This is a genomic window from Peribacillus sp. FSL M8-0224 (assembly GCF_038003055.1).
In the GTDB taxonomy this organism is placed as follows: Bacteria; Bacillota; Bacilli; order Bacillales; family DSM-1321; genus Peribacillus; species Peribacillus frigoritolerans.
In genome coordinates this window covers 4,769,026-4,792,702 of sequence record NZ_JBBOOJ010000001.1, presented here as the reverse complement: position 1 = coordinate 4,792,702, position 23,677 = coordinate 4,769,026, and the positions used below count along the sequence as shown (strand labels likewise).

The 23,677-nt window shown below is 43.0% G+C and carries 22 protein-coding genes and 1 pseudogene; 15 read left to right on the top strand and 8 right to left on the bottom strand.

Features of this window, described 5'->3' with window-relative positions:
- The first annotated feature begins 255 nt into the window (after positions 1–255).
- Together MKX49_RS23310 and MKX49_RS23305 are read left to right on the top strand one after the other, a co-directional pair.
- Entirely contained in the window at positions 256–756 is a 501-nt protein-coding gene (locus MKX49_RS23310) for an Lrp/AsnC family transcriptional regulator (protein WP_034310292.1), read from the top strand.
- Positions 753–1,922 (top strand): aminotransferase, encoded by a 1,170-nt coding sequence (locus MKX49_RS23305; RefSeq protein WP_034310296.1) that lies wholly within the window; start codon positions 753–755, stop codon positions 1,920–1,922. Before MKX49_RS23310 ends, MKX49_RS23305 begins: the two co-directional genes overlap by 4 nt.
- A gap of 158 nt (positions 1,923–2,080) precedes the next feature.
- Here the strand turns inward: MKX49_RS23305 and MKX49_RS23300 are convergent, their stop codons facing one another.
- A complete protein-coding gene (locus MKX49_RS23300; RefSeq protein ID WP_048678021.1) occupies positions 2,081–2,434 on the bottom strand; it encodes a helix-turn-helix domain-containing protein in 354 nt (117 codons plus the stop codon).
- A gap of 139 nt (positions 2,435–2,573) precedes the next feature.
- Positions 2,574–3,917, bottom strand: coding sequence for a sodium-dependent transporter (locus MKX49_RS23295; RefSeq protein ID WP_072272298.1), 1,344 nt, complete (start codon positions 3,915–3,917; stop codon positions 2,574–2,576).
- Positions 3,918–4,258: 341 nt separating this feature from the next.
- Between MKX49_RS23295 and yugI the strand changes: the two genes are divergently transcribed.
- Positions 4,259–4,663 carry a S1 domain-containing post-transcriptional regulator GSP13 gene (gene yugI / locus MKX49_RS23290; protein ID WP_034310304.1) on the top strand — a complete coding sequence of 135 codons (405 nt, stop codon included), beginning with the start codon at positions 4,259–4,261 and terminating at the stop codon, positions 4,661–4,663.
- A gap of 137 nt (positions 4,664–4,800) precedes the next feature.
- Here yugI and MKX49_RS23285 read toward each other — a convergent pair whose 3' ends face one another.
- Positions 4,801–5,034: a DUF378 domain-containing protein gene (locus MKX49_RS23285; protein WP_034310308.1), complete on the bottom strand. Its 234-nt coding sequence runs from the start codon at positions 5,032–5,034 to the stop codon at positions 4,801–4,803.
- Between the two features lie 211 nt (positions 5,035–5,245).
- Here MKX49_RS23285 and MKX49_RS23280 point away from each other — a divergent pair, with 211 nt between their 5' ends.
- The 3 genes and pseudogenes from MKX49_RS23280 to MKX49_RS23270 all read left to right on the top strand — a co-directional run.
- Positions 5,246–6,409, top strand: a complete 1,164-nt coding sequence (locus MKX49_RS23280) for an iron-containing alcohol dehydrogenase (protein WP_063595866.1) — start codon at positions 5,246–5,248, stop codon at positions 6,407–6,409.
- A 147-nt stretch (positions 6,410–6,556) separates the two neighbouring features.
- Positions 6,557–7,903, top strand: coding sequence for a glucose-6-phosphate isomerase (locus MKX49_RS23275; protein WP_048678018.1), 1,347 nt, complete (start codon positions 6,557–6,559; stop codon positions 7,901–7,903).
- Positions 7,904–8,143: 240 nt separating this feature from the next.
- Positions 8,144–8,506, top strand: a pseudogene (locus tag MKX49_RS23270) (cytochrome c biogenesis CcdA family protein); the annotation flags it as partial.
- A 396-nt stretch (positions 8,507–8,902) separates the two neighbouring features.
- Here MKX49_RS23270 and MKX49_RS23265 read toward each other — a convergent pair.
- Positions 8,903–10,183 (bottom strand): M20 family metallopeptidase, encoded by a 1,281-nt coding sequence (locus tag MKX49_RS23265; protein ID WP_340877964.1) that lies wholly within the window; start codon positions 10,181–10,183, stop codon positions 8,903–8,905.
- Positions 10,184–10,599: 416 nt separating this feature from the next.
- Here MKX49_RS23265 and MKX49_RS23260 point away from each other — a divergent pair, with 416 nt between their 5' ends.
- Positions 10,600–11,004: a YugN-like family protein gene (locus MKX49_RS23260; RefSeq protein ID WP_048678017.1), complete on the top strand. Its 405-nt coding sequence runs from the start codon at positions 10,600–10,602 to the stop codon at positions 11,002–11,004.
- Here MKX49_RS23260 and MKX49_RS23255 read toward each other — a convergent pair.
- Positions 11,001–11,993 carry a potassium channel family protein gene (locus MKX49_RS23255; protein WP_340877962.1) on the bottom strand — a complete coding sequence of 331 codons (993 nt, stop codon included), beginning with the start codon at positions 11,991–11,993 and terminating at the stop codon, positions 11,001–11,003. The two genes, MKX49_RS23260 and MKX49_RS23255, sit on opposite strands and share 4 nt — an antisense overlap.
- 244 nt (positions 11,994–12,237) lie before the next feature.
- Positions 12,238–13,524, bottom strand: a complete 1,287-nt coding sequence (locus MKX49_RS23250; protein ID WP_063595869.1) for a glycosyl hydrolase family 18 protein — start codon at positions 13,522–13,524, stop codon at positions 12,238–12,240.
- Between the two features lie 165 nt (positions 13,525–13,689).
- On the opposite strand from MKX49_RS23250, the gene MKX49_RS23245 reads away from it, so the two are divergent.
- Positions 13,690–13,899: an alpha/beta-type small acid-soluble spore protein gene (locus MKX49_RS23245; RefSeq protein WP_034310322.1), complete on the top strand. Its 210-nt coding sequence runs from the start codon at positions 13,690–13,692 to the stop codon at positions 13,897–13,899.
- 60 nt (positions 13,900–13,959) lie between these two features.
- Here the strand turns inward: MKX49_RS23245 and MKX49_RS23240 are convergent, their stop codons facing one another.
- On the bottom strand, positions 13,960–14,709 hold the full coding sequence (locus tag MKX49_RS23240) for a glycerophosphodiester phosphodiesterase (protein ID WP_340877959.1): 750 nt from the start codon (positions 14,707–14,709) through the stop codon (positions 13,960–13,962).
- 147 nt (positions 14,710–14,856) lie between these two features.
- On the opposite strand from MKX49_RS23240, the gene MKX49_RS23235 reads away from it, so the two are divergent.
- The 4 genes from MKX49_RS23235 (at position 14,857) to MKX49_RS23220 (ending at position 19,151) form a co-directional block, all read left to right on the top strand.
- Positions 14,857–15,684, top strand: a complete 828-nt coding sequence (locus MKX49_RS23235; protein ID WP_340877957.1) for an undecaprenyl-diphosphate phosphatase — start codon at positions 14,857–14,859, stop codon at positions 15,682–15,684.
- Between the two features lie 375 nt (positions 15,685–16,059).
- Entirely contained in the window at positions 16,060–17,382 is a 1,323-nt protein-coding gene (locus MKX49_RS23230) for an APC family permease (protein ID WP_063595871.1), read from the top strand.
- A 146-nt stretch (positions 17,383–17,528) separates the two neighbouring features.
- Positions 17,529–18,722, top strand: coding sequence for an MFS transporter (locus MKX49_RS23225; RefSeq protein ID WP_340877956.1), 1,194 nt, complete (start codon positions 17,529–17,531; stop codon positions 18,720–18,722).
- 99 nt (positions 18,723–18,821) lie between these two features.
- Positions 18,822–19,151 carry a hypothetical protein gene (locus MKX49_RS23220; RefSeq protein ID WP_048678011.1) on the top strand — a complete coding sequence of 110 codons (330 nt, stop codon included), beginning with the start codon at positions 18,822–18,824 and terminating at the stop codon, positions 19,149–19,151.
- Positions 19,152–19,259: 108 nt separating this feature from the next.
- On the opposite strand, the gene MKX49_RS23215 is transcribed toward MKX49_RS23220, so the two are convergent.
- Positions 19,260–19,403, bottom strand: a complete 144-nt coding sequence (locus tag MKX49_RS23215) for a hypothetical protein (protein WP_153246076.1) — start codon at positions 19,401–19,403, stop codon at positions 19,260–19,262.
- Between the two features lie 145 nt (positions 19,404–19,548).
- On the opposite strand from MKX49_RS23215, the gene MKX49_RS23210 reads away from it, so the two are divergent.
- From MKX49_RS23210 to MKX49_RS23200, 3 genes are all read left to right on the top strand, one after another.
- Positions 19,549–20,412: an STAS domain-containing protein gene (locus MKX49_RS23210; protein WP_340877953.1), complete on the top strand. Its 864-nt coding sequence runs from the start codon at positions 19,549–19,551 to the stop codon at positions 20,410–20,412.
- A 178-nt stretch (positions 20,413–20,590) separates the two neighbouring features.
- Positions 20,591–21,028 carry a hypothetical protein gene (locus MKX49_RS23205; RefSeq protein ID WP_340877951.1) on the top strand — a complete coding sequence of 146 codons (438 nt, stop codon included), beginning with the start codon at positions 20,591–20,593 and terminating at the stop codon, positions 21,026–21,028.
- A 274-nt stretch (positions 21,029–21,302) separates the two neighbouring features.
- On the top strand, positions 21,303–23,672 hold the full coding sequence (locus tag MKX49_RS23200) for a penicillin acylase family protein (RefSeq protein WP_340877949.1): 2,370 nt from the start codon (positions 21,303–21,305) through the stop codon (positions 23,670–23,672).
- Positions 23,673–23,677 lie beyond the last annotated feature (5 nt).

The following is a 23,677-nucleotide window of genomic DNA, read 5'->3' as shown; positions in this document are numbered from 1 at the left end:
GAATATTCCAAAAAAGGTCCTATAATACTGTTGCATAACAGTAATTGTAATAATAACGATGAAAAAACACAATTACTATAACAGGTCACCAGCCAATTTTGATATAATAGTGTAAGTTTATCCTGACAGCATAGGACTTATTAAATTATATTGTCATATAGGATTTTTAAAAAGTCTAATAAGGTAATTCGTGAGACTATCTGCCAGCCAAACCATCACAGCTAAATTAGTGAATTCCAAAAGGGGGGTTTTCCAATGCACTTGAATGAAGAGGAATTGGAAGTCTTGAGAATCATTGAAAATAACAGCCGGATTGATCTGAAGGATTTGGCTAAAATGACCGATCAATCAGATTCGGACATTGAAATAACATTGAAGAAACTGGAAGATATGCGGGTCATTGTACGTTACTTAACAGTCATTAACTGGGCTAAAGTGGATGAATACCATGGTGTCACAGCGATGATCGATGTAAAGGTCACTCCAAAACGTGGCGTCGGTTTCGATGATGTTGCAAAAAGGATTTACAAATTCAAGGAAGTCGAGTCCGTTTATTTAATGTCTGGGGCTTATGATCTTTCAGTCATTGTCGAAGGGCGTTCGATGAACGAAGTGGCAAGCTTCGTTTCGGAAAAACTTTCGACACTGGATTCCGTCATTTCTACGACGACTCACTTCATAATGAAAAAATACAAGCATGATGGCACCATTTTTGATCAAACTGAAGAAGATAAGCGGATAGTGGTGTCACCATGATTAAAACGAGTTATGTTTCAAAAACGATTGCAGAGCTTAAGCCATCAGGCATCCGCCGCTTTTTCGACTTGGCAGCCAATTTGGAAGGGGTCGTTTCGCTTGGTGTAGGTGAACCGGATTTCGTTACATCTTGGGCGGTAAGGGAAGCGGCGATCAACTCCCTGGAGGAAGGATATACCTCATATACGGCCAATGCCGGATTATTTGAATTAAGGTCGGAAATCAGCCGGTATATGGAGAAGCAGTTCCATGTTTCGTATAGACCGGATGATCAAATCATTGTCACGGTCGGAGCAAGCCAGGCCCTCGATATTGCCCTGAGGACCATCTTGAATCCAGGTGAAGAAGTCATTGTCGTCGAACCTTGTTTCGTCGCCTATGCACCGCTTGTGACCATGGCAGGGGGAATACCGGTCACGGTCCAAACATCCAAGGAAGAAGACTTTAAGCTGACTCCCCAACAACTCGAAGCGGCGATCACGCCTAAAACGAAGGCCGTTTTAATCTGTTCACCGAATAACCCGACGGGAACCCAGCTTGGGCAGGAAGAATTAGTGATGCTTGCTGACATCGTTAAAAAGCATGACTTGCTGGTCATTTCCGATGAAATCTATGCCGAACTTGCTTATGATGAGGAATTCACTTCTTTTGCTGCCGTTGACGGCATGCTTGAGCGGACAATTGTCATCAATGGGTTTTCGAAAGGGTTTGCGATGACTGGGTGGCGTCTTGGGTTCGTTTGTGCACCTAAGGAAATTTCCGAAGCGATGCTTAAGCTTCACCAATATGCGATGATGTGCGCGCCGACCGTTGCCCAGCATGCTGCATTGGAAGCTTTAAAGAACGGGATGCAGGATGTGGAAGAAATGCGTCGGAGTTATCGGAGAAGACGAAATTATATCGTGAAATCATTTAACGATATGGGTCTGGATTGCCATAATCCCGGCGGGGCTTTTTATGCTTTTCCATCAATCGAAAGAACGGGGATGACTTCGATGGAATTTGCTGAAAAACTTTTGACGGAAGAACTTGTTGCGGTTGTACCGGGAGATGTGTTCGGGGAAAGCGGTGAAGGTCATATCCGCTGTTCTTATGCATCCTCCATGGAACAGCTTCAGGAGGCGCTCAGAAGAATGGAACGTTTCATGAAGAACCATTGCCAATAAAAGCAAAAAAATAGGGATCCGGCCATTAGCTGCCGGATCCCTTTCCATAGGGGGAATTAGAAAAAAGAGTTAATCTAATGGATTAACATAGAAAGTGTTAATCATAGTATATCCAGTACCCAGAAAAAAAATACACATACTACGACCCATTTTTTGAATTAAGCTTGTGTATTATATAAAGTATGCATAACTTTCAGAATTTGTTCTTCGCTAAAGTCCTTGGCTGTTCTTAAAAGGAGCTCCGCTTTTTTGGTTCCGATTTCTTCAATCAATTTTTTTATGTCCTCGTCGATACCAGCGGCGTTACCGGTCTGGGCATCCTTCAGGAATTCTGAAGCCGGAATGTCAAGAACGGTGGAAAGCCGTAAAATGGTTTGTGTATCAGGAACCGATTCACCCGATTCATACTTTTCGATTTTCTTCGTGCCGATTCGTAATTTTAAAGCCAGTTCCTGTTGGGTTAGGTTGTGATCTTCTCGGTATTGACGGATATTCTTCGCGATATTTGACATGGTCAGACACTCCTTTTTCAGGAAATATATTTTTATTATGTAATTATTTTACCATATTATTACTTAAGTGAAGGAACGGAATATGTAGGTTTTGTGAAAAAAATGCCGCATCGGGATTAACGAAACGGCACGTTGATTGTTAAATGAGATTAGTTGACTTAAGGAATACGAGTATGATCATGATCGGCACGATGTAGCGAATCAGGAAGTGCCAAAGTTTAAAAAGTGATCGGCCGGGATCAGCGCCAGTTTCGAACTCCTTTTGTACCTCGATCCTTTTCATTTGATAGCCGATGAAAAGGGATATGAACAAGGCGCCGACTGGCAGCGCGATATTGCTTGTCAGATAATCAGCGAAATCGAATATGGATAAATTGAAAATCTTCACATCCGAAAGCACCCCAAAGGATAATGCGCTTGGAATTCCAATCAGGAAAACGGTGATACCAGCAATCCAAGAAGCCTTCTTCCGTTTTGCGGAATCCCCCTTGATCATGGCTGCAACGACGATTTCGAGAATGGAGAATGCCGTCGTAAGGGTGGCAAATAATAATAATATGAAGAAAATGAACATGAAGATCCCGCCAAGCGCCATTTCATTGAAGACGGCAGGCAACACGACAAATACCAATCCAGGACCGCTTGAAGGGCTGAAACCCAGTGCGAAAACAGCCGGGAAAATGACCAAACCTGCCAGCAAGGAAATGAAGATATTCAGTCCAACTACCGAAAAGGCCGATTTTGTAATATCTTCTTTTTTACTTAAATAGGATGCGTAGGTTACCATTACGGAAACACCGACACTTAGTGCAAAGAAGGATTGGCCGAGTGCCAATAGGATCGTTTCCCCTGTTAATGCGGAAAAGTCCGGTTTCAAGAAGAATTTAACACCTTCCATCGCTCCATCCAGAGTCAAGGATCGGATAAGAAGGATGATGAAAAGAATGAACAATGAAGGCATCATATATTTATTAGCCTTTTCAATTCCCTTGGAAACGCCGCCTTGCACGACCCAAATGGTAAAGACCATGAATAATAACTGAGCGATGACCGTTTCATAAGGATTACTGATTATCGTATTGAAGAAGTTCCCATATTCCTCTTGCGTCAAGTTTGAGAGGGAACCTGTAAAGCTCCTTGCTAAATAGGAGATGATCCAGCCTCCAACAACACTGAAGAAGGAAAGAAGAATGATTGAAGCTACGACACCGCCATATCCAATCAATGCCCAAGGCTTTCCAGGGGCGATATGTTTATATGCGCTAATGGCATCTTTCTGTGCATTGCGGCCAATCGTGAATTCCGCTATTAATATCGGTGCCCCGATAAGCAGGGTGAATATAATGAAGAGCAGGAAGAAGACCCCACCGCCATTTTCCCCAGTCATATACGGGAGCTTCCAGATGGCGCCCAATCCAATAGCGGATCCCGCGGCTGCCAGGATGAACCCAAGTTTTGAAGTCCATTGATCTTGTTTTGACATGATGGAAAAACTCCTTTAGATGTAAAGAATATCTAGCTGTATATTTTTTTTAAAACATTTTCTCATCTTACTATGATTAGGGGCAATTGGATAGGTTTAATATTACAATCTTTAGAAAAATGAATAAATATCTTAAGGGAAATAGAGGTTATTTGCAAATTTTTAGGTTAAGTTATATACAAAGATCTTATAATATTTATTATTTCCAAAAAACAAACATTTTTAATGAGTAAAATCCCAAAAAGTATGGTATACTTAACTTTGATTATTTTCCAATTATGTGATATAATTTTTTATTGCGTGAAAAGACGAAAAAATATATATAAAATAGGAGTGTTACCATGTCTGAAAAATTCGAAATTGGTGCGGTAGTTGCTGGTAAAGTTACTGGTATTCAACCATACGGTGCATTTGTTGCTCTAGATGAATCAACTCAAGGTTTAGTTCATATTTCTGAAATCACTCACGGCTTCGTTAAAGATATCAACGAACATTTAAAAGTGGGCGATGAAGTGAAAGTTAAAGTTCTTTCCATCGATTCAGCTGCTGGAAAAATCGGCTTATCGATCCGCGCTACAGAAGAAGCTCCTGAGCGTACTGAAGCTCCGAAAAAAGCTCCGAAAAAACGCCAAGCATCTGTTAAAGCGACATCTCACATCGAATCTACTGAAGGTTTCAACACATTGAAAGACAAACTTCAAGAGTGGATTGAACAATCTCAACGCGAAGACTTAATCAAAAAATAATTTTTTAGAACCGGCAGATCCTTGATCAGCCGGTTTTTTTTGTCCAGGGGGCATATGAATGAAATAAAGCCGGGTCATGTGTTTATCCATGGTCCGGCTTTATTTTATAGAACATAACATTGTCCATGATCAAGATCTCAACGAGTCGGTTTGGTTTCAGGCTCCCTGGAAATTTCAGGACTTGGTTTAAAGAGAAGACCAAGATTAATGAGACCGGCAATTCCAACCAATCCATAAACGATACGGGCCATTCCAGCATCTTGCCCTCCGAAAATCGAAGCGACCAAGTCAAATTGGAAAAACCCTATTAATCCCCAATTGATTGCCCCGATTATTGTAAGAACAAGTGCAATTCTTTGTATTCCACTCATTGTACAGCCTCCTTTTTTTTGAAAAAATCAGTTCTTTACTTATCATGCATTTTCAGCATGTAAATATACATCCACTCAAAAGTTCCGGGCGGATATTTTGTATTTAAATGGAACATTGGTCATAATGAATAAAAGAAAAACTAGCACTTGGCCCTGTCATTCATTCGAAAACGGAGTCCATGTGGCATTAAACATTAAAGGAGAGATACCATTGGAAAATTTCACATATAAAAATCCTACTAAAGTAATTTTCGGGAAAGGTCAGCTTGAAAGCTTAAAAACTGAAATTCCCGCCTATGGCGATAAAGTTTTACTTGTATATGGTGGAGGAAGCATAAAGAAAAATGGCTTATATGAAAAAGTGATCAATGCCTTGAAAGAGATCGATGCAGAGGTGCACGAACTTTCCGGGGTTGAGCCGAACCCACGCATCTCAACAGTCCGGAAGGGTGTTGACCTTTGTAAAGAACATGGGATCGACTTTGTCCTTGCGGTTGGAGGGGGAAGCGTTATAGACGCTACAAAGGCCATCGTTGCAGGTGCTAAATATGAGGGGGATCCATGGGATCTTGTGATTAAGAAGGCACCAGTCGAAGAGGCCCTTCCATTCGGAACGGTGCTGACTTTAGCTGCAACAGGCTCTGAGGCGAATTCGGGATCTGTCATAACAAACTGGGAAACGAAAGAGAAATATGGATGGGGAAGTCCATTGGTATTTCCGCAATTCTCCATTTTGGACCCTGAAAATACTTTTTCAGTACCAAAAGACCAGACGGTATACGGAATGGTCGATATGATGTCACATGTATTCGAAACGTACTTCCACCCGGAAACGCATGCACCGCTGCAAGACCGTTTTTGTGAATCGCTGTTATCGACGGTGATTGAAACGGCACCTAAACTATTGGAAGACCTGGAGGATTATGAGCATCGGGCCACTATCCTGTATGCCGGAAACCTAGCCTTGAATGGGTCGCTTGGGGTTGGTTATAGCGGTGATTGGGCAACGCATAACATTGAACATGCCGTTTCAGCTGTTTATGATATCCCGCATGCAGGAGGATTGGCCATCTTATTCCCAAATTGGATGAAGCATGTGCTCCATGAAAATGTCGCACGCTTTAAACAAGTTGCAGTCCGTGTATTCCATGTAGATCCGGAAGGTAAAACGGATGAGGAAGCGGCCCTTGAAGGCATTGAAAGACTTAGGTCATTTTGGAGCAGCTTAGGGGCGCCGACCAATCTTTCGGATTATGGCATCGATGACTCACAATTGGAAGTCATGGCTGATAAAGCGATGAGCAGAGGGGAATTTGGACGATTCAAAGTCCTCAACCGTGAAGATGTCCTTGCCATTTTACGGGCTTCCTTATAAACAAGTGATATGATCCGCTCTCCCGCCTTGCCAGGTGGGAGATTGCTTTATATGCATAATTCGTTATTTACTTGATCGATTTCTTGATTATGAGAATTACATCAGATAAAGTGAAAGGGAAACTAAAGAATTCAAGGAGGAATTTGAATGGCCCATATTCGTTTCGATTATTCAAAAGCCCTGCCGTTTTTCGGGGAGCATGAAATTACCTATCTACAGGATGCTGTAAAAGTGGCACACCATTCCCTGCATGAGCAGACAGGGGCAGGCAATGAATATCTTGGCTGGCTTGATTTACCCGCCAATTATGATAAAGAAGAGTTCTCAAGAATCAAAAAAGCGGCCGCGAAAATAAAAGAAGATTCAGAAGTGCTGCTGGTTATCGGAATCGGTGGATCATATCTTGGAGCACGGGCAGCAGTTGAGATGCTTCAACATAGTTTTTATAACATTCTACCTTCGGATAAAAGGAAAGCACCGCAAATTTTATTTGTCGGTAATAATATAAGCTCTACATATATGCAGGACGTGATGGACCTATTGGAAAATAGGGATTTCTCGATCAACGTCATCTCTAAATCCGGTACGACCACGGAGCCTGCACTGGCCTTCAGGATTTTCAGGAAACTGCTTGAACAAAAATACGGCGTTGAAGAAGCTAAGAGCCGCATTTATGCTACGACTGATAAAGAGAAGGGCGCATTAAAAACGGTAGCAACGGAGGAAGGTTTCCAAACTTTCGTCATTCCTGATGATGTTGGCGGACGTTACTCGGTCTTAACGGCTGTAGGGCTGCTTCCGATTGCTGTCAGCGGGGCGGATATCGATCAAATCATGGAGGGAGCCGAGCGTGCCAGGGCCGACTTCAGTTCTTCCGAGCTAGGGGAGAATCAGGCATACCAATATGCGGCGGTTCGGAATATCCTTTACAATAAAGGGAAAACGATTGAAATGCTGATAAACTATGAGCCTGGACTTCAATACTTCTCTGAGTGGTGGAAACAGTTATTTGGAGAAAGTGAAGGAAAGGATCAAAAAGGGATATTCCCTTCATCGGCTAACTTCTCGACTGACCTGCATTCATTAGGGCAGTATGTCCAGGAAGGACGGCGTGATCTTTTTGAAACGGTCATCAAAGTGGATAAGGCCCGTCATGAAATCGTGATTGAAGAAGCGGCCAATGACTTGGACGGCCTGAATTACCTAGCAGGTGAAACGGTGCAATTCGTGAATAATAAAGCATTTGAGGGTACGCTGTTAGCCCATACGGACGGTGGCGTTCCCAACCTGATCGTAACGGTTCCTCAGCTCGATGCTTATACTTTTGGCTACCTTGTATATTTCTTCGAGAAAGCTTGTGCAATGAGCGGTTACTTACTGGGTGTAAATCCATTTGATCAGCCTGGAGTGGAAGCCTATAAGGTGAACATGTTTGCTCTTTTAGGCAAGCCGGGTTATGAAAAGAAAAAAGCGGAGCTCGAACAGCGCTTATAATATAAAAGGCATCAAGCCGGAATAACATCCGGCTTGATGCCTTTTTTTTGTTGAACGCCAAAGGGTAAGAATAAACATATTCGATACTGGTATCGAAAATGAAAGTGGGGGGTGATTAGTATCGAGGAGCTAGAGAAACTGAGAACGGTTCCCCGGTCCGCAAGAAGCCTGCCTGCCGGATGGAAAGAAGAAGATGTAAGATGCTAAAACAAGACAAAATCAAAACTGGAGGAAATCATATTGGGAGACTTAAATATTTTTATATCTTTTGGTGCTGGGGTTTATCCTTTATCTCTCCTTGCTGTTTGCCCGTATATCCTGCCTTTTTATCTTATATTACAGGATTATCAGTTACAGAATTAAAAGAAGATAATAACAAAGTAAATAGCAGGCCAATTTTATTTACGATCTCTTTTATGAATACATTGATTTAATCAGACAAGTAGGTGCTATTTTGATAATTGTTTTTGGTTTAATGATTATTGGGGTTTTTCAACCAAAATTCTTAATGATGGATAAAAATCGCCCATCCGCTAGATAGGTTCTATTTTAATTGGGATAGGATATGCTGCTGGTTGGACTCCTTGCATAGGCCCCATATTAGGGGCGTTGTAACCCTTGGTTTATCTACAGGTCAGATGTTAATAATACAAAAAGTGAACCTGACTAAAAAAGAAGGCAAAGAATTATTAAAAAAAATCCTGGTTCATTCAGAGAAAAAAGGAATTCCCACTTTTCCCAAAAAGAAAAAAGCCTGAAGCGGTTTTACTGCTCCAGGCTCTTTTTTTAGCTTTTGGTCTTCATGTAAATTTGAAACAAAGTTTGATCAAAACACGCAATAAATATATCTAGTTTAGCATTGAACTAAAGAATTAATACCAACGAGTATATAAATATTCCCACCAATGACCACCACCACCATATACACCTTGAAAGAGAACATTAGCAGTAGCGCGTGCAGTATACCCTGCACCTGCATAAAGTTTAGTGAAAATAGATTTAAAATGACCTAAGATACTTGACTGCAGTCTCAGCATATATCTCGGCAGATTCTATTAAGTTCTCCACTGAAACCCGCTCATCGTACCCATGGATAGTGTGTTCCAGCCCAGGACCGTAAAGGACGGTTTCAATGCCATGGCGCCGGAAGTGACTGGCATCACTTGAACCAAGCAAAAGTACGCTGAAGACGGGTTCCTCCATTCCAAGGACACGCTGGATTCCCAGTTCCATGGCCCTCACAATTGGACGATCCTCTAAGGTCCAGTTCGGGTTAGTACAGGGTACCATTGGCTCTACAACCGCACCTGGCGCTACAGCACTAACAAGATTCCTAGCGATATCAAGTACAAACTCGGGCTTCATACCGAATGGAACCCGGGTATCCACTTTAATGATACACTTGTCTGCGACGACGTTCACATTTGTTCCGCCCTGGATTACACCTGGATTGTAAGAGGGACGATAAAGTAACTGTGACAGTAAGGGATTTCCTAGACTCTGAGATAGGAGCCACTCAGTATTGTACAAAAGTTGACAAGGCTCTGGCGGAGGTGTTGCCTTGAGCTCCCATAGCTTGGTTAGTGCTTCGACCGCGGCTGCCCCCCTTCGTACGGCGGAGATTCCATAAAGCGGTTGTAGGCTGCCATGATCTGTCTGACCTGGTATGATCACCTGCATCCATGCCTTGCCCTTTTCACCGGCATTCGGATGGTAGCGGTCCGTTGGTTCACCAATCAGACAAGCATCACCCTTAATCAATCCTTGATCCAGGAGCGAGGCCACCTCAATGCCGCCAGTCTCTTCATCCGGAGAGGCAATAACTCCTAGGCTACCTTTCAAATTAAGAGTGGGGGCGAACTCCTGAAGTAGTCCAGCCACAAAAATCAGTGCTGCCAAGCCTCCTTTCATATCGGAGGCTCCCCTACCCAAAAGCATACCTGCTCTGACTTCTCCTGAGAAAGGATCGAAGGTCCAATGTGAACAATCGCCTGCAGGTACGACATCTGTATGTCCACAAAATAGGAGCCGTGGACCAGGTACCTTGGTTAAGGGAGCATCACAGACCACGGTAACCAGCGCATTTTCGCTACGGCGGTGCTCGGTAATCAAGAACCCTTTTGCTGCTAGGTATCGGCTAATATGGCGTCCCATTTCTGCTGACCGCTTCTTAAACTCGGGCGATGGATTTTCAGATGGAATTCGAATAAATGAAGCAGCAAGTTCGACTAATTCCTGTTGCCTTGACCTTATCAGTTGCCGGATTATTCTGGTACTCATATAAATACATCCCCTCCATGTCCAGCATTAGCCGCAATATTTCTATACCTATTCTATGTGCTGTTCCTAGTTCATATTTCTGAGGTTAAAAGTGGGGAATTTAAAGTCTCGTTCAATGCTATAGTTAAACTTAATGAGCCAAAGAGCCAAAGTTATATATGGGTAGCGTCAGGAAAATGTGCTTAACGTTGTATATCCGCATTTTCCTGACGCTACCAGCAGAAGGTCCAGTAATTACGAATGGAGGAGGAGGAGGGAGCGACGAAGCTGAAATAAAAGCGTAAGGAAAGCTTGGAAATCAGTGAGGAAGCCAATCTTCCTTTATGCCTGATCAAGGGGACAATAGAGTCATTCCAGGTTTTTTTTTAAGCGCTTTGGTTAAGCTAATAGAAAATTAGCGAAAGAGGTTTTATACAATGATTAAAATTTCTTCTCAGTTGGAAGGGAAAACATTCGGGTTGTTCGATCTGGAGACAAAGTTAAAACCGGAAGGATATGCGATAGGCGGAGGATGGGATTATGACCACGGGTCTTTTGATTATAAGATTGATGACAGTGATGGCTACCAATTCTTGCGGGTCCCTTTCAAGGCTGTTGATGGTTCACTCGATCAGGACGGGGTAATGGTCGAACTCTTACAACCGTTTTTGTTATCTCATAAGTACGAGGACGGGATTGACGATGAAGGAAATATCGGAAACCTCTCCGCTTCCTTCAATCAGTTTGCCGAGCCTGAAAATCCGGATGCCGAATTTCCGGAAAACTATATCTCATTAGGAAAAACGCTTGTCCGGGATCTGGAAAAGCTTTTATTACATTAATCATCAATGATGAGTAGAGTGTCATCACGCTGGATGACTACATCTCCGGGGGGCTTGATTAAGGTCTTGCCTCCTGAAATGATGCCGACCAATAAAATGTCTTGATCGAATAGCTTAACGTTCAGCTGTTTGAACGTCAATTCCACCCAGTCATCCTGGATGGGCAGCTGTTTGAGGCTCAATCCATCCCGCTCATTTTGTTCCCTGGCTTCCGTTATGATCCCCTTCGATAAGCAATCCTGCATATATTCACTCGCGAATTTATTCGTTTCGACTATGCCGTCCGCCCCAGCCCGTAACGCATTTTCCTTTTGTTCATGCGTCAAAATTTCCACAAGACAATAAACATGCGGATTCAGCCCTTTGACGGCCAGTAACGTTAAAATCGAGAACATATCCGTTTGCAGCTCGTCCTGCTTAAGGTCAGCCGTAATAAGGACGCGTATGGCTTGTTTAATATTGGCTTTCTGCAAAACGGAATCCAATGTAGCTTTTCCTTGGATAAAGTGGATATTCGTTCGTGGAAGCGGGTGCTTTTGCAGTGTATCATCGATAAGGACAATGGATTGATGGTGCTTGCGATCATGAATGTTTTGGATGATTCTCTTGGAACGGCCATTCCAGCCCACAATGATAATATGTCCGCCGCCGCCGAATACTTTCTTTCCTGTTAGAAATTGCTGTTCATTGGATATGGAAATTTTAGCGATGTACGCAAAATAAGAAGTAATCAGGCCGGCCCCTGACAAAATGAGGACCATCCCAATGATTTTGCCAAGATTGGTCACGGGAGTGAAATCTCCATAGCCGACCGTTGACATCGTCACGATTGCCCACCAGATGCCATCAAGTAAGGTGGGGAATCTCTCCGGCTCCACAATGTGGATCAAGACCCCGAATGAAAGTAAAAATAATGCGATGATGGAAAGCAATCTGATGAAACGCGGAAATCTGGGAACGGTACTGATGTATGGACCGATTCTAATCATTTTTTCACACCCTTTGAGCTGTTCCTTATAGTATGGTCAAAAAAGGCATGGCTCATAAGGGTCCGGACTGACAAACTTTGAATGATGAATATTGGCATATTGCCTGATCGAATTTCGGTAAATGATAAAAGCCCTCCGGAAGATGTCGGAAGGCTTATAGTGCTGAGTCACGTATCCTGAATGGACTTCATGCTCGATGGTTGATTATATGCCCATTTCAGCTTGGGTATTCCTATATCTTTTGTTAAACCCTTCTCCGTACGTTGAAGTTATCACTGATGAGCAGCCAGTTTTGGGGGAAGGCTAAGCCGAGCTTCCAATAACTCATTCCCCTTAAGTTCAATTCTTTGAGTAAATCGAATTTTGCCTGAATCGATCTGGCATCTTCAAACCACACCTCATGCTGCCTATCCTCAATATCGGTATAATTGAAGTGAGGGGCCTGTGCGGTTTCGTCATACTCGATGGAAACATCATTGTCCGCCGCAATTTGGATGGCCTGCTGCGGACTCACGGCCCTGGCAGTGGATCCCTGTACAAAAGGCAGGGTCCAATCATAGCCATATAGGTTTTGCCCCATCAGGATCTTGTTGGAAGGAATATCGGTGACGGCATATTCGAGGACATCCCGAACAGGTCCGATAGGTGACACTGCCATTGGCGGTCCGCCGCTATATCCCCATTCATATGTCATGATGATGACGAAGTCGACGATTTCACCATGTGCTTTATAGTCATGGGCCTCATACCAACGGCCTTTTTGCTCAGCACTTGTTTTAGGGGCCAGTGCCGTGGAAATGAACCATCCTTCCTTCTTGAAGCGATCCCTGGCTTTTCGGAGAAATTGATTATAAGCTTCTCTGTCGGCCGGCCGTAAATACTCAAAGTCAAAGTGGATATCCCGGAAACCGTATTTCTTTGCCGTTGTAACGATATTGTTCAGGAACTTATTCTGAACGGAAGTATTCGTTAAGATGATTCGCCCGAGCTCATCGCTGAATTGGTCATTCTCCTGATTTGTGATCACCATCATCAGGACATTTTTATTTTCCCTGGCGATGGCAGGGAAGTCATTGAGCAATGGCTCTTTTAAGGAGCCGTCTCGCAGCGCCTGGAAGCTGAAAGGGGCTAAGTAGGTTAAATAGGGCGCAGCTTCCCTGGCGGCCGTCTCAAGGGCCGGTGCAACCGTCGTGCCCCTCGGCTCGACATAGCCGTTGAATTCGGCGGTCCTTTTCCTCCGTGCCGGAATATAAAGCCGGTATCCAACGGATAGGATTTGATTTTCGGAAATGCCATTTATATTTGCCAATTCTTGAACAGGGACATCAACCCTTTGGGAAATGGAATAAAGACTATCACCTGGTTGAACGAAATAATAACTGCCGACGATTGGAATGACAAGGGCCTGCCCCGAAACAAGATTATTTGGGTTAGGGATCTTATTTGATTCAACGAGCCTGTCGACGGTTACGCTGTACGTCTGGGCGATGCCATATAACGTCTGGCCTGGCCTAACCACATGTATTTGCAATTCTTTTCCCTCCTACTGAAAGTTTCCTAACAGTTTATGAGCATAAAAAGAATTTCATGATAAAGAGCTTAGGATTAAGAGAAACGCAAACAAAAAAATACAATAAATTGGCAATAATAATTTAAGCTTAAAATGCTAATTAATATTAGTAGGAGGTGAAAACACATGGCAAACAACAATAACAGCAATCAACTTCTAGTATCTGGTGCAGAACAAGCTCTACAACAAATGAAAAATGAAATCGCTAGTGAATTTGGTGTAAACCTAGGTGCTGACACTACTTCTCGCGCTAACGGATCTGTTGGTGGGGAAATCACAAAACGTTTGGTTCAAATGGCTGAACAACAACTAGGCGGTTCAAACTTTTCTCGTTAATTAATTGAATAAATATGGATTAGAAAGAGAAGGGGCATCGCTCCTTCTCTTTCGCATGGCTCAGCCATGTGACCGCCAAGCTTTCAAAATCTTGATTGCCCTTTCAGGGAAATCGGTCATGATGACGTCGACTCCCAACTCTGCCAGCCTGACGATGTCGGCTTCATCATTGGCGACCCAAGGCCGGATTTTATATCCAAGTTTTTTCGCTTTTTCTTTAACCGCAGGAGTCAGGCTGTTTTTATCTGGATGAAAACCTAATTCTTTTTTATCACGTAAGATTTCTTCGAAGTTTTCAGGAAGCCCCTCGAACAATAATGCCCGTTCAAGATCTGGGGCAAGCATCTTCACTTTTTCAATGGATTGATGGTTGAAGGAAGAGAGGATCACCCGGTTTTCCATTCCATATTGACGAATTGAATCAATGATCTTCTGTTCGATTCCTTCATAAGCGAGTTTATCCGTCTTGATTTCGATATTCATCAATAAAGCATTTCTCTTAGCCCAGTCGAAAACATCCATTAAAAAAGGAATCCGCTCCCCAAGGAATTCATTGGAAAATTTGCTACCGGCATCAGCCGTTTTCAGTTTTTGTGCCGAATGATCTTTTACATAACCGGTAAGGGTGGTCGTTCGATCAAGTGTTTCGTCATGGATGATGACCAGTTCCCCGTCAGAACTGAGGTGGACATCGAACTCGATCCCCTCGGCCCCGATTTCTGCCGCCTTTTGAAAGGCTGCCATGGTATTTTCAGGATGCGTCCCCTTGGACCCTCTATGGGCGAAAATCAGTATGTTTTGCAAAATCATCACTTCCCCTTTAAACTTTATCTTGAACCCTATCATACATGTACGCTTGAATTGTTTCAGCAATGTTTAATAGACAATATTTTAAACAACGAGTAAAATACATATGATATTTCCATAAATAGGTGTTCGAAATATGAGGTGAATAAAATGAATATGTGGGAAATTTTTGTTGCAGTTATCCTTGGTCTTGTAGAAGGATTAACTGAATTTGCTCCTGTATCGTCAACAGGGCATATGATTATCGTTGATGATTTATGGCTGAATTCGAAAGAACTTTTCGGGAGTGAAGTGGCTAATGCCTTTAAGGTGGTCATTCAGCTTGGATCGATACTCGCCGTTGTCGTGCTCTTCTGGGGACGATTCATGGACTTGCTTGGTTTAAGGAAGCTGAAAGGCACATCCACTGTGAACGGCCAAAAGCTTAACCTATTGCAGATCATCGTCGGATTGTTACCGGCGGGCGTTTTAGGTCTATTATTCGAAGATTACATTGATGATCATTTATTTACGATGAAGACGGTTATCGTCGGATTGTTCCTTGGCGCGTTTTTGATGATTGCTGCGGATAAATTCCGTCCAAAGCTGACTGCAGAGACGGTTGACCAAATCACTTATAAACAAGCCTTTGGTGTAGGGTTAATTCAATGTTTGTCACTATGGCCGGGATTTTCCCGTTCAGGTTCAACGATATCAGGCGGTGTGCTATTAGGGATGAGCTACCGGGCTGCTTCCGATTTCACGTTCATCATGGCAGTGCCGATCATGGCTGGTGCCAGTTTGTTAAAAATCGTGAAATACTGGGATAGCTTCACGCCTGAAGTTCTGCCATTCTTTATTGCAGGTTTCATCAGCGCATTTATCTTTGCGTTATTCTGTATCCGCTTTTTCTTGATTTTAATCAATAAAGTTAAATTGACTCCTTTTGCCATTTACCGGATCGTCTTGGCGGTTGTGCTTCTATTCATTATTTGGTAATACGAAATGAAGCTTGAAAGAGGAGATGGACCACCCCGTTGATTCGGGGTGGTTTTTTTGTGTGTCCGAAAATAAGCGGGATTCCCATAAAATTCTTTACGAATGATAATTGAGTTTCGGTGTTTTTAATTCGTTATTTTTGAGTAAAAACTCAATAAATCTTTTTATAACAAAAAAATATTCGGTTTTTAGTGCAGTTCCAGTCATAATTAGTAAAAAAAATATAAATAAAATAAAGCTGCCTGAGCGTAATGATACCAACGTGTTTGGGTATTTATCGGAATATTCAAATGATTACATAAACTATTTCCATATAATTTATATGATATAATTTTAGTATAAATAAAGTACATGTGTACACCTAGGGAGGACAACATGGGAAATGACCAATTGAAGAAAACGATTGGCTTTTGGGTAGGAACATCTATTGTAGTTGGTACAGTTATCGGTTCTGGTATTTTCATGAGACCTGGTGACGTGCTTGAATTGAGCGGTAATTCAACCATGGCCTTGTTAGCTTGGCTGATAGGCGGTCTGATTACCCTTGCAAGCGGGTTGACGATTGCCGAAGTGAGTACACGGATTCCTAAAACGGGCGGCTTATATGTCTATATGGAAGAAGTGTACGGTAAAGCATGGGGATTCCTATGCGGCTGGGTTCAGACATTGGTGTACGGACCTGCAGTCATGGGCGCCCTCAGTTTATACTTCGGGTTATTAGTTGCAGGAATATTTAAGATCGCTTCAAGCTACTCTTTGGCGATAGGGATTCTGACGATTGTATTCATAGCAGGCATGAATTTGCTGGGGACAAAATACGGCGGTATCATCCAAACCTTATCGACCGTAGCTAAATTGATCCCAATCATTTTCATAGCGGTGTTCGGTATCGCACAAGGTGATATGCCTGTATTCAATATCGATAGCGAAAGTTCAATGAAAATCAGTATGGCCGGTGCGATTTTGGCTACGCTCTGGGCGTATGATGGCTGGATGAATGTCGGCTTCATGGCAGGGGAAATGAAAAATCCACAGAAAACGCTGCCGCGGGCAATCATAACGGGATTGGTCGTGGTCATGGTCGCTTACTTGGGTGTGAATCTTGCCATGCTTCATGTATTGGGGGCGGAGGGAGTCATAGCCCATGGTACGAATGCAGCGAATGTTGCAGCAACGCTTCTATTCGGAGAGTTGGGCGGGAAATTGATATCGATCGGAATTGCGATTTCAATCTTCGGTTGCTTGAACGGAAAGCTTTTGACCTTTCCGCGCATTACCTTGGCGATGGCGACTGATAAAATGATGCCAGGCCATAAACAAATCGGAAAAATATCGCCCAAGTTCAAAACGCCTATAAATGCCACGGTATTGCAAGTGATCATTGCAATCATCATGATGGTTGCAACAGACCCTGACAAACTTACCAATATGGCTGTATTCTCTGTCTTCTGTTTTTATGGATTAGCCTTCTTTGCGGTCTTCATCTTACGCAGAAAAGATCCGGATGCAAAAACGTATAAAGTGCCGTTTTACCCATTCATCCCCATTGTGGCGATTGCTGGTGCAATATATATTGTTTTAAGCACATTAATCCAAACACCTTTAAATGCCTTGTACTCAGTGATCATCCTTATTATCGGTATGCCAGTGTACTGGCTCCTTAAGAAAAATGAGCGGGATGGTAAACGTTCAAATTAATGAAAAAACCTTCACTGCATGCAGTGAAGGTTTTTTTTAGTTGCTGGAATGAAATTTTCCCGTTTGACAAAAGTGGTGAAATAGACAACTCGGGAAGTTCGTATTAACATAGGGGGAAAGTTAAATAGTGAAGGGTCTGAACAAAAGTGAATTATATCGAGCCTGCTGGTAAATCATTCAGGAAAACGATCTTGGCTTTATTTCTTGGTAGCTTTGTAACGTTTGCGGATCTGTATAGTACCCAACCGGTCATTCCGGTTTTCGCCAAGCAATTCGGAGTCTCTCCTGCAATGGCAAGCCTTACATTATCTTTCGCAACTGGAACGCTTGCACTCTGTTTATTGCTTGTTTCTTTTTTCTCAGAAAATATCGATAGGAAAAAAATAATGGGGACGGCGCTCACTCTGTCTGCATTGTTATCCATATGTGTCAGCTTCATCCAGGATGATCTATACATCCTGATTGCAATACGGGCGATTCAAGGTGCGGTGCTTGCAGGTTTCCCGGCGATTGCGATGGCCTATATCAATGAAGAGTTTCATCCGAAAAGCCTTGGCTATGTGATGGGGATCTATGTGAGCGGTTCGAGTATCGGCGGATTGGCTGGCAGGCTGATTGTCGGGGTGCTGACCGACCATTTCTCATGGAACATAGCGATTGGAAGCCTTGGAGCTTTAAGTTTGATCATCAGTCTGGCTTTTTGGTGGATGCTTCCGCCTTCGCAGCATGCTGTCCGCGTACGGGTCTCATTATCAAGGATCAAAATATCCCTTATCAATAACTTAAGGAATAACAGACTAGTACTCTTATTCGGCATGGCCTTCCTATTAATGGGCTCGTTCGTTACCGTTTATAACTTTGTGGGTATACCTTTAATGGGTCCGCCATATCATTTATCACAGACATTGATTGGCTTCATATTCATAATCTATCTTGTGGGGACGTTTAGTTCAACATGGATGGGGAAGCTTGCCGATCAATATAGTCGGAGGGTTGTACTTCTTATCGGCATCGCAATCATGCTGATGGGCGCCCTGTTAACCTTATTGGACCCGCTTTTGCTGAAAATAATGGGGCTTGCCCTGTTTACATTTGGCTTTTTTGGAGCTCATTCCATTGCGAGCAGCTGGGTCGGCAGTTTGGCAGATAAGAGTGAAAAGGCACAAGCATCCGCATTATATCTCCTATTTTACTATGCAGGATCAAGTATAGTGGGGGCATCTGGCGGTTTATTCCTGATGAAGTTCGGCTGGGGAGGGGTCATCTCGGCTGTATCCATTCTGATCCTCCTTGCTGCGGCTTGTGCGATGATGGTTGAAAAAGTGAAAATCGTTAAATAAAATGATCTTTTCTATCATGTTTTTCCGGAATCCTGAATATAATCTAGTGAAAATGGATATTGAATAATAGATTGATAAGAGAAGAGGGTATTAGATAGAGTGAAACGAAAAGCAGTAATTCTCATTGGGTTAATAGCCGTTTTAATTATATTATTCGTTGTATACTTAACAAGTCCTGGCAGATTGCAAAAGGTGCAGATTGTTGAAAAATACTATCCGCATTTCTCCGATGGCAAGGCAGTCGGTTTTAAGACGAACGAAGTCATTGATGTGACGGAAACCGAAGAGGGATCCAATTGCGCAATGAAATTCGACAATGGGAAAACGTTTGAAATTGATTGTGACCGTTATTTAACATACAAAATTGATGAAACAGTCTATATTACTACTGAAGGGAACCATGTTGAGGAGATCCGGAGAAAAAGGTAGTGGCTTATCGATTTTTAATGACGAAAGAGCTGGGTTTTCTTAATGAACAGCTCAGCTCTTCTATTTGATCCCATTCAAAAAACCCAGGCCATTTTGGACTGGGCTTTTTCATTTTTTATCTTTGCCTTTACTTTTATCCTTTTTATTACGCCGAAGTACATTCAAGATTCTGCGGCTGTTATTTTTACTGTTTATGAGCTCGACTAAATCGCTCATGTTTTCAGATTCGAAGTCTTGTTGATCTTTTTTCATGTTCATCCCTCCAAGTCATATATCATAATACCCTTATCAAGAAAAGGGTAAACGTCTATTAGCATATTGGTAATAGAAGGATTTTATATCCTTACCCCTCGATTATTTGCTAAAATATGATAAAAGCCCTGTATGGGAGGTCCATATGGAAGAATTAAGAATGATTGGCGAAAAAATTGAAAAATTTAAATATATCTTAGTGGAGCATATCGAGTTGTTTGAAGAAGAGGAACCGCTCTATGATTTAGAAACCAGTAAAGAGGTACGGTCAAAACTTATTCAAATTCATGCAGATGCCTTGATTCATGGAAAGGCACAAGCGATGGAAAGCATGAAAATAACGGGTATGGAAATAGGTAAGCGCATCGTGGATATGGGCATTCCTTTAGATAAGAATATTGAGGAAGCGCAGCTTGTGCGTAACCTTTTCTGGAGTTTCATTGAAGAAGAGGTGAGCAACCGATATTACTCCATTGAAATTCTGTTAAAAGCAAGCTCAATAATTGATGCAATCCTGGACCAGTTCATACACTGTGTGAGTATCAGTTACGTGAATCATTATAAAGAAATGGCGAGAATGGCAAACGAATCGTTGCAGAAGATAAAAGAAAACCAAGAAGTCATGGAAGAATTGTCCACCCCGATTGTTCAGACCATATTAAAGGATGTGCTGCTCTTACCTTTGATCGGACGCATTGACGATTGGAGAATGGAGTCGATTCAATCGACGGTGCTGCAAAAATGTGCAGATCTGCATGCGGAAGTATTGATCATGGATTTCTCGGGAATTACCTTTACGAAGGAAAGCGATATGCTCTCCCTGCTGGATCAATTAGTGGGGGCATTGGCCTTGATGGGAACGGAAACGATGTTTGTCGGTTTTTCCCCTGATGTCGTGAAAGAGATCGTCAAACTTGATTTTGCAAATCAGGTAAAAGCCTTTCTATCGTTCAGGCAGGCCCTTGAATATCTGTTGAATCAAAGAGGGCTGGCTCTTCAGCCAGTATGATGGAGGTATCCTTTTTTAGGGTATCTTTTTTTCTATGTCAGGCTAACATTCCTGCTGCCCCCATATTTAATGCCCATCGATATTTCTCCATGTTATAGTGAAGTGGCGTGGACGGACATGTTGTTTTTGATTTAAATTAAATAGGACATGTAAAGCGTGTAAGGAAGGTGGTTGAATAGTGTTTTTCAAGAAAAATGAAGAACCTGAACATTACGAAAAATGGTATTGTGTAGGAATCATGACGGATAATGGGCTGGAGGATGAAGAATATGATGTTTTGTCCAAACGCATCCTCGACTCGGTCCAAAATGTCTCGGTCATATCGGACTTGGTAAGGGTGGAATGGGATCGGGACAAATTGCGAGCCTTGAATGAACGTTTTGGGGACCCCTCATTTTCCGACCCATGGTTTATCATTAATGAATTCATACCAGAGGATATAAAAAAGGAAAGAAAACTTCTGGAGAAAACTCATAAATGGAAGAGGATCTTTGGTCTCCTTTCCCCGATTGAATATATGGAAGCCGAGACGAAGGCGGCCCATGACTTTGATAAAGCTCTCTTTTATACAGACGATGTAGATAAAGTGACTGAATACATTATTGCAAATAGCTAGCATTCCCTGCCACATCGATACATTGTATCGGTGTTTTTGCATTTGATTTACTGTTTATCGGAGTAATTTCACGGTAAAAATTCGACCTTGAGCGAGTTGATTCGACCTTGTGTGTAATAATTCGACGTTGCTCGAAATAATCCGTACTTGCGCCTTTCTTCCTTCTTGAAATAAAAAGAGAGAATGTGAGGAGGGTGGTAGGAAAGATGGAGTTAAACGCGGAATATCTTAAATAGAAAGAAAGAGAGTTTTAAGGGGAGAGGAAGATGAATCGATGGAAGTTGCCGTACCTCAGCAAAAGCCAAAACGGAAGTGGAGAAAGCGGGCGCTATGGAGTTTTGGAATCCTGATCATACTTTCGCTGTCAGTCTTGATTGCCGCAAATGTATTTCTTTCAAGATCCTTGCCGGAAACAAAGGGGGAAATATCGCTTCCAGGTCTTTTGAAACCGGTTACGGTGGTGAGGGATTCAAGTGGGGTCCCGCATATAAACGCAGCGAGTGAACATGATTTGTATTTAGCCCAAGGATATATCCAAGCCCAGGACCGTTTATTTCAAATGGATTTAAGCAGGCGTCAGGCGTCAGGTAGATTGAGTGAAGTGATTGGTGAGAAAACCGTCAAAAATGATAAGTATTTCCGCACACTTGGTTTGAGGAGGGCGGCCGAAGCCTCTTATGCTGCATATTCAAGTGACGGAAAAGAAGCCTTGGATATGTTTGCCGAGGGTGTAAATCTTTATATCGATGAATTGAAGGAGAATGGGAAATGGCCGGCGGAGTTCACTCTGCTTGGATACGAACCGGAGCCTTGGACACCCGTCGATTCGCTGACCATCGGTAAATATATGGCCTTTGATTTAGGAGGGAACTGGGAAGATCAGGCGTTTAGGCAGTATTTGCTGCAAACGTTCCCCAAGGAAAAGGCATATGATTTATTTCCTGATTATCCAAAGAACGCTCCATATATCATCAGCAAGGAAGAACTGGATATTGAAAAAAGTTTTGCAGGGGCCGTTATTCCTTATGAATTCAACGGCAGCAATAACTGGGTCGTTTCAGGCAAGAAAACGCAATCCGGTCAGCCGTTATTGGCGGATGATCCCCATCTGGGATTGGCTACACCGTCGGTTTGGTATCAAATGCATTTGGAGGCCCCGTCAGTCAATGTGAGCGGTGTTATTTTTGCCGGGATTCCGGGAATCATATTAGGCCATAACGAAGAGGTTGCTTGGGGTGTGACCAATACCGGTCCGGATGTTCAGGATCTGTATATTGAGAGGAGAAACCCGGAAAACGAGAAAGAATTCTCCTACAAAGGTAAATGGGAAAAAGCTGAAATCTTGGACGAACCCATCAAGGTGAAGGATGGGAAAACACTTGACTATCAAGTGACGGTTACCCGCCATGGACCCGTTGTCTCCGAGTTTGCCGGAAAAAGCGGAAAAGATACCGTGCTTGCCTTAAGGTGGACGGCACTTGATCCATCTGCCGAGCTTGAAGCGGTACTGAATATGAATAAGGCGGGAAGCTGGAAAGAATTCGAAAAGGCCCTCTTGAAATTCGAAACGCCGGCACAGAATTTCGTCTTTGCCTCAGCCGATGGGACCATTGCATACAAGGCGAATGGGAAAATCCCAATCCGGAAAAAAGGTGATAGTATGCTGCCTGTACCTGGATGGACGGATGAATTTGAGTGGAAAGGCTATATTCCCTTTGATGAACTTCCAAAAACGGTGAATCCAAAAGAGGGATTCATTTCGACAGCGAATAATAAAGTCATATCAGATGATTACCCTTACCATATCAGCAATAACTGGGCACAGCCATACCGACAGATGAGGATACAGGAGTTTTTAAAGGCGAATAAAAAGCTTACGGCCGAGGATATGCAAAGCCTGCAGATGGATAAAGTGAATTTGCAAGCTAAGGAGTTTGTTCCTCGATTCGTGGAGGTATTGAAAGGTCCATCTGGGAAACAGGAAGCCCAGGCACTGACGATTCTGAAGAAATGGAATCATATCGATTCCGCTGATGAAGCGGCACCGATGATTTTTAATGTCTGGATGCGAAATATAGGGGATGTTCTGCTGAAAGAAGAAATACCGGAAGAAACCCTCAACCTTTTTAATGGAAGGCGTTCGGCCGTTGATGAACTGCTAAGGCGGGCACTGGATGGTAAGCCGGGCCCTTGGATTGAAGATGCAGGCGGACTTGAGCAGGTGCTTGCCAAGTCGTTACAGGTGACGTTAACGGGACTGGCAGAATCACAAGGTGACGATATAGCAGATTGGGAATGGGGAGACTATCATCAGGTCAGGTTTAACCACCCGCTATCAAGTGTCGCCCCGTTACATTATTTATTTAACGGCGGCGGCGGCATTCCGGTAGGCGGCAGCAGTGTCACCGTACAGGCGGCGGCATTTTTAGATGATGGAACCGTTAATCACGGTGGCTCCTGGCGATTCGTCATCGACCTAGCCGACATGAATCAAGGATATCACCTTGTTGGTCCGGGTCAATCAGGTAACGTTAAAAGTGAGTGGTATCACGATCAGCTTGATGATTGGGCAGAGGGTACTTATCACAAAACCACGATAGACGATCCAAAAGGGGATAAGCTGACATTGAAACCATCATACTGAAATTC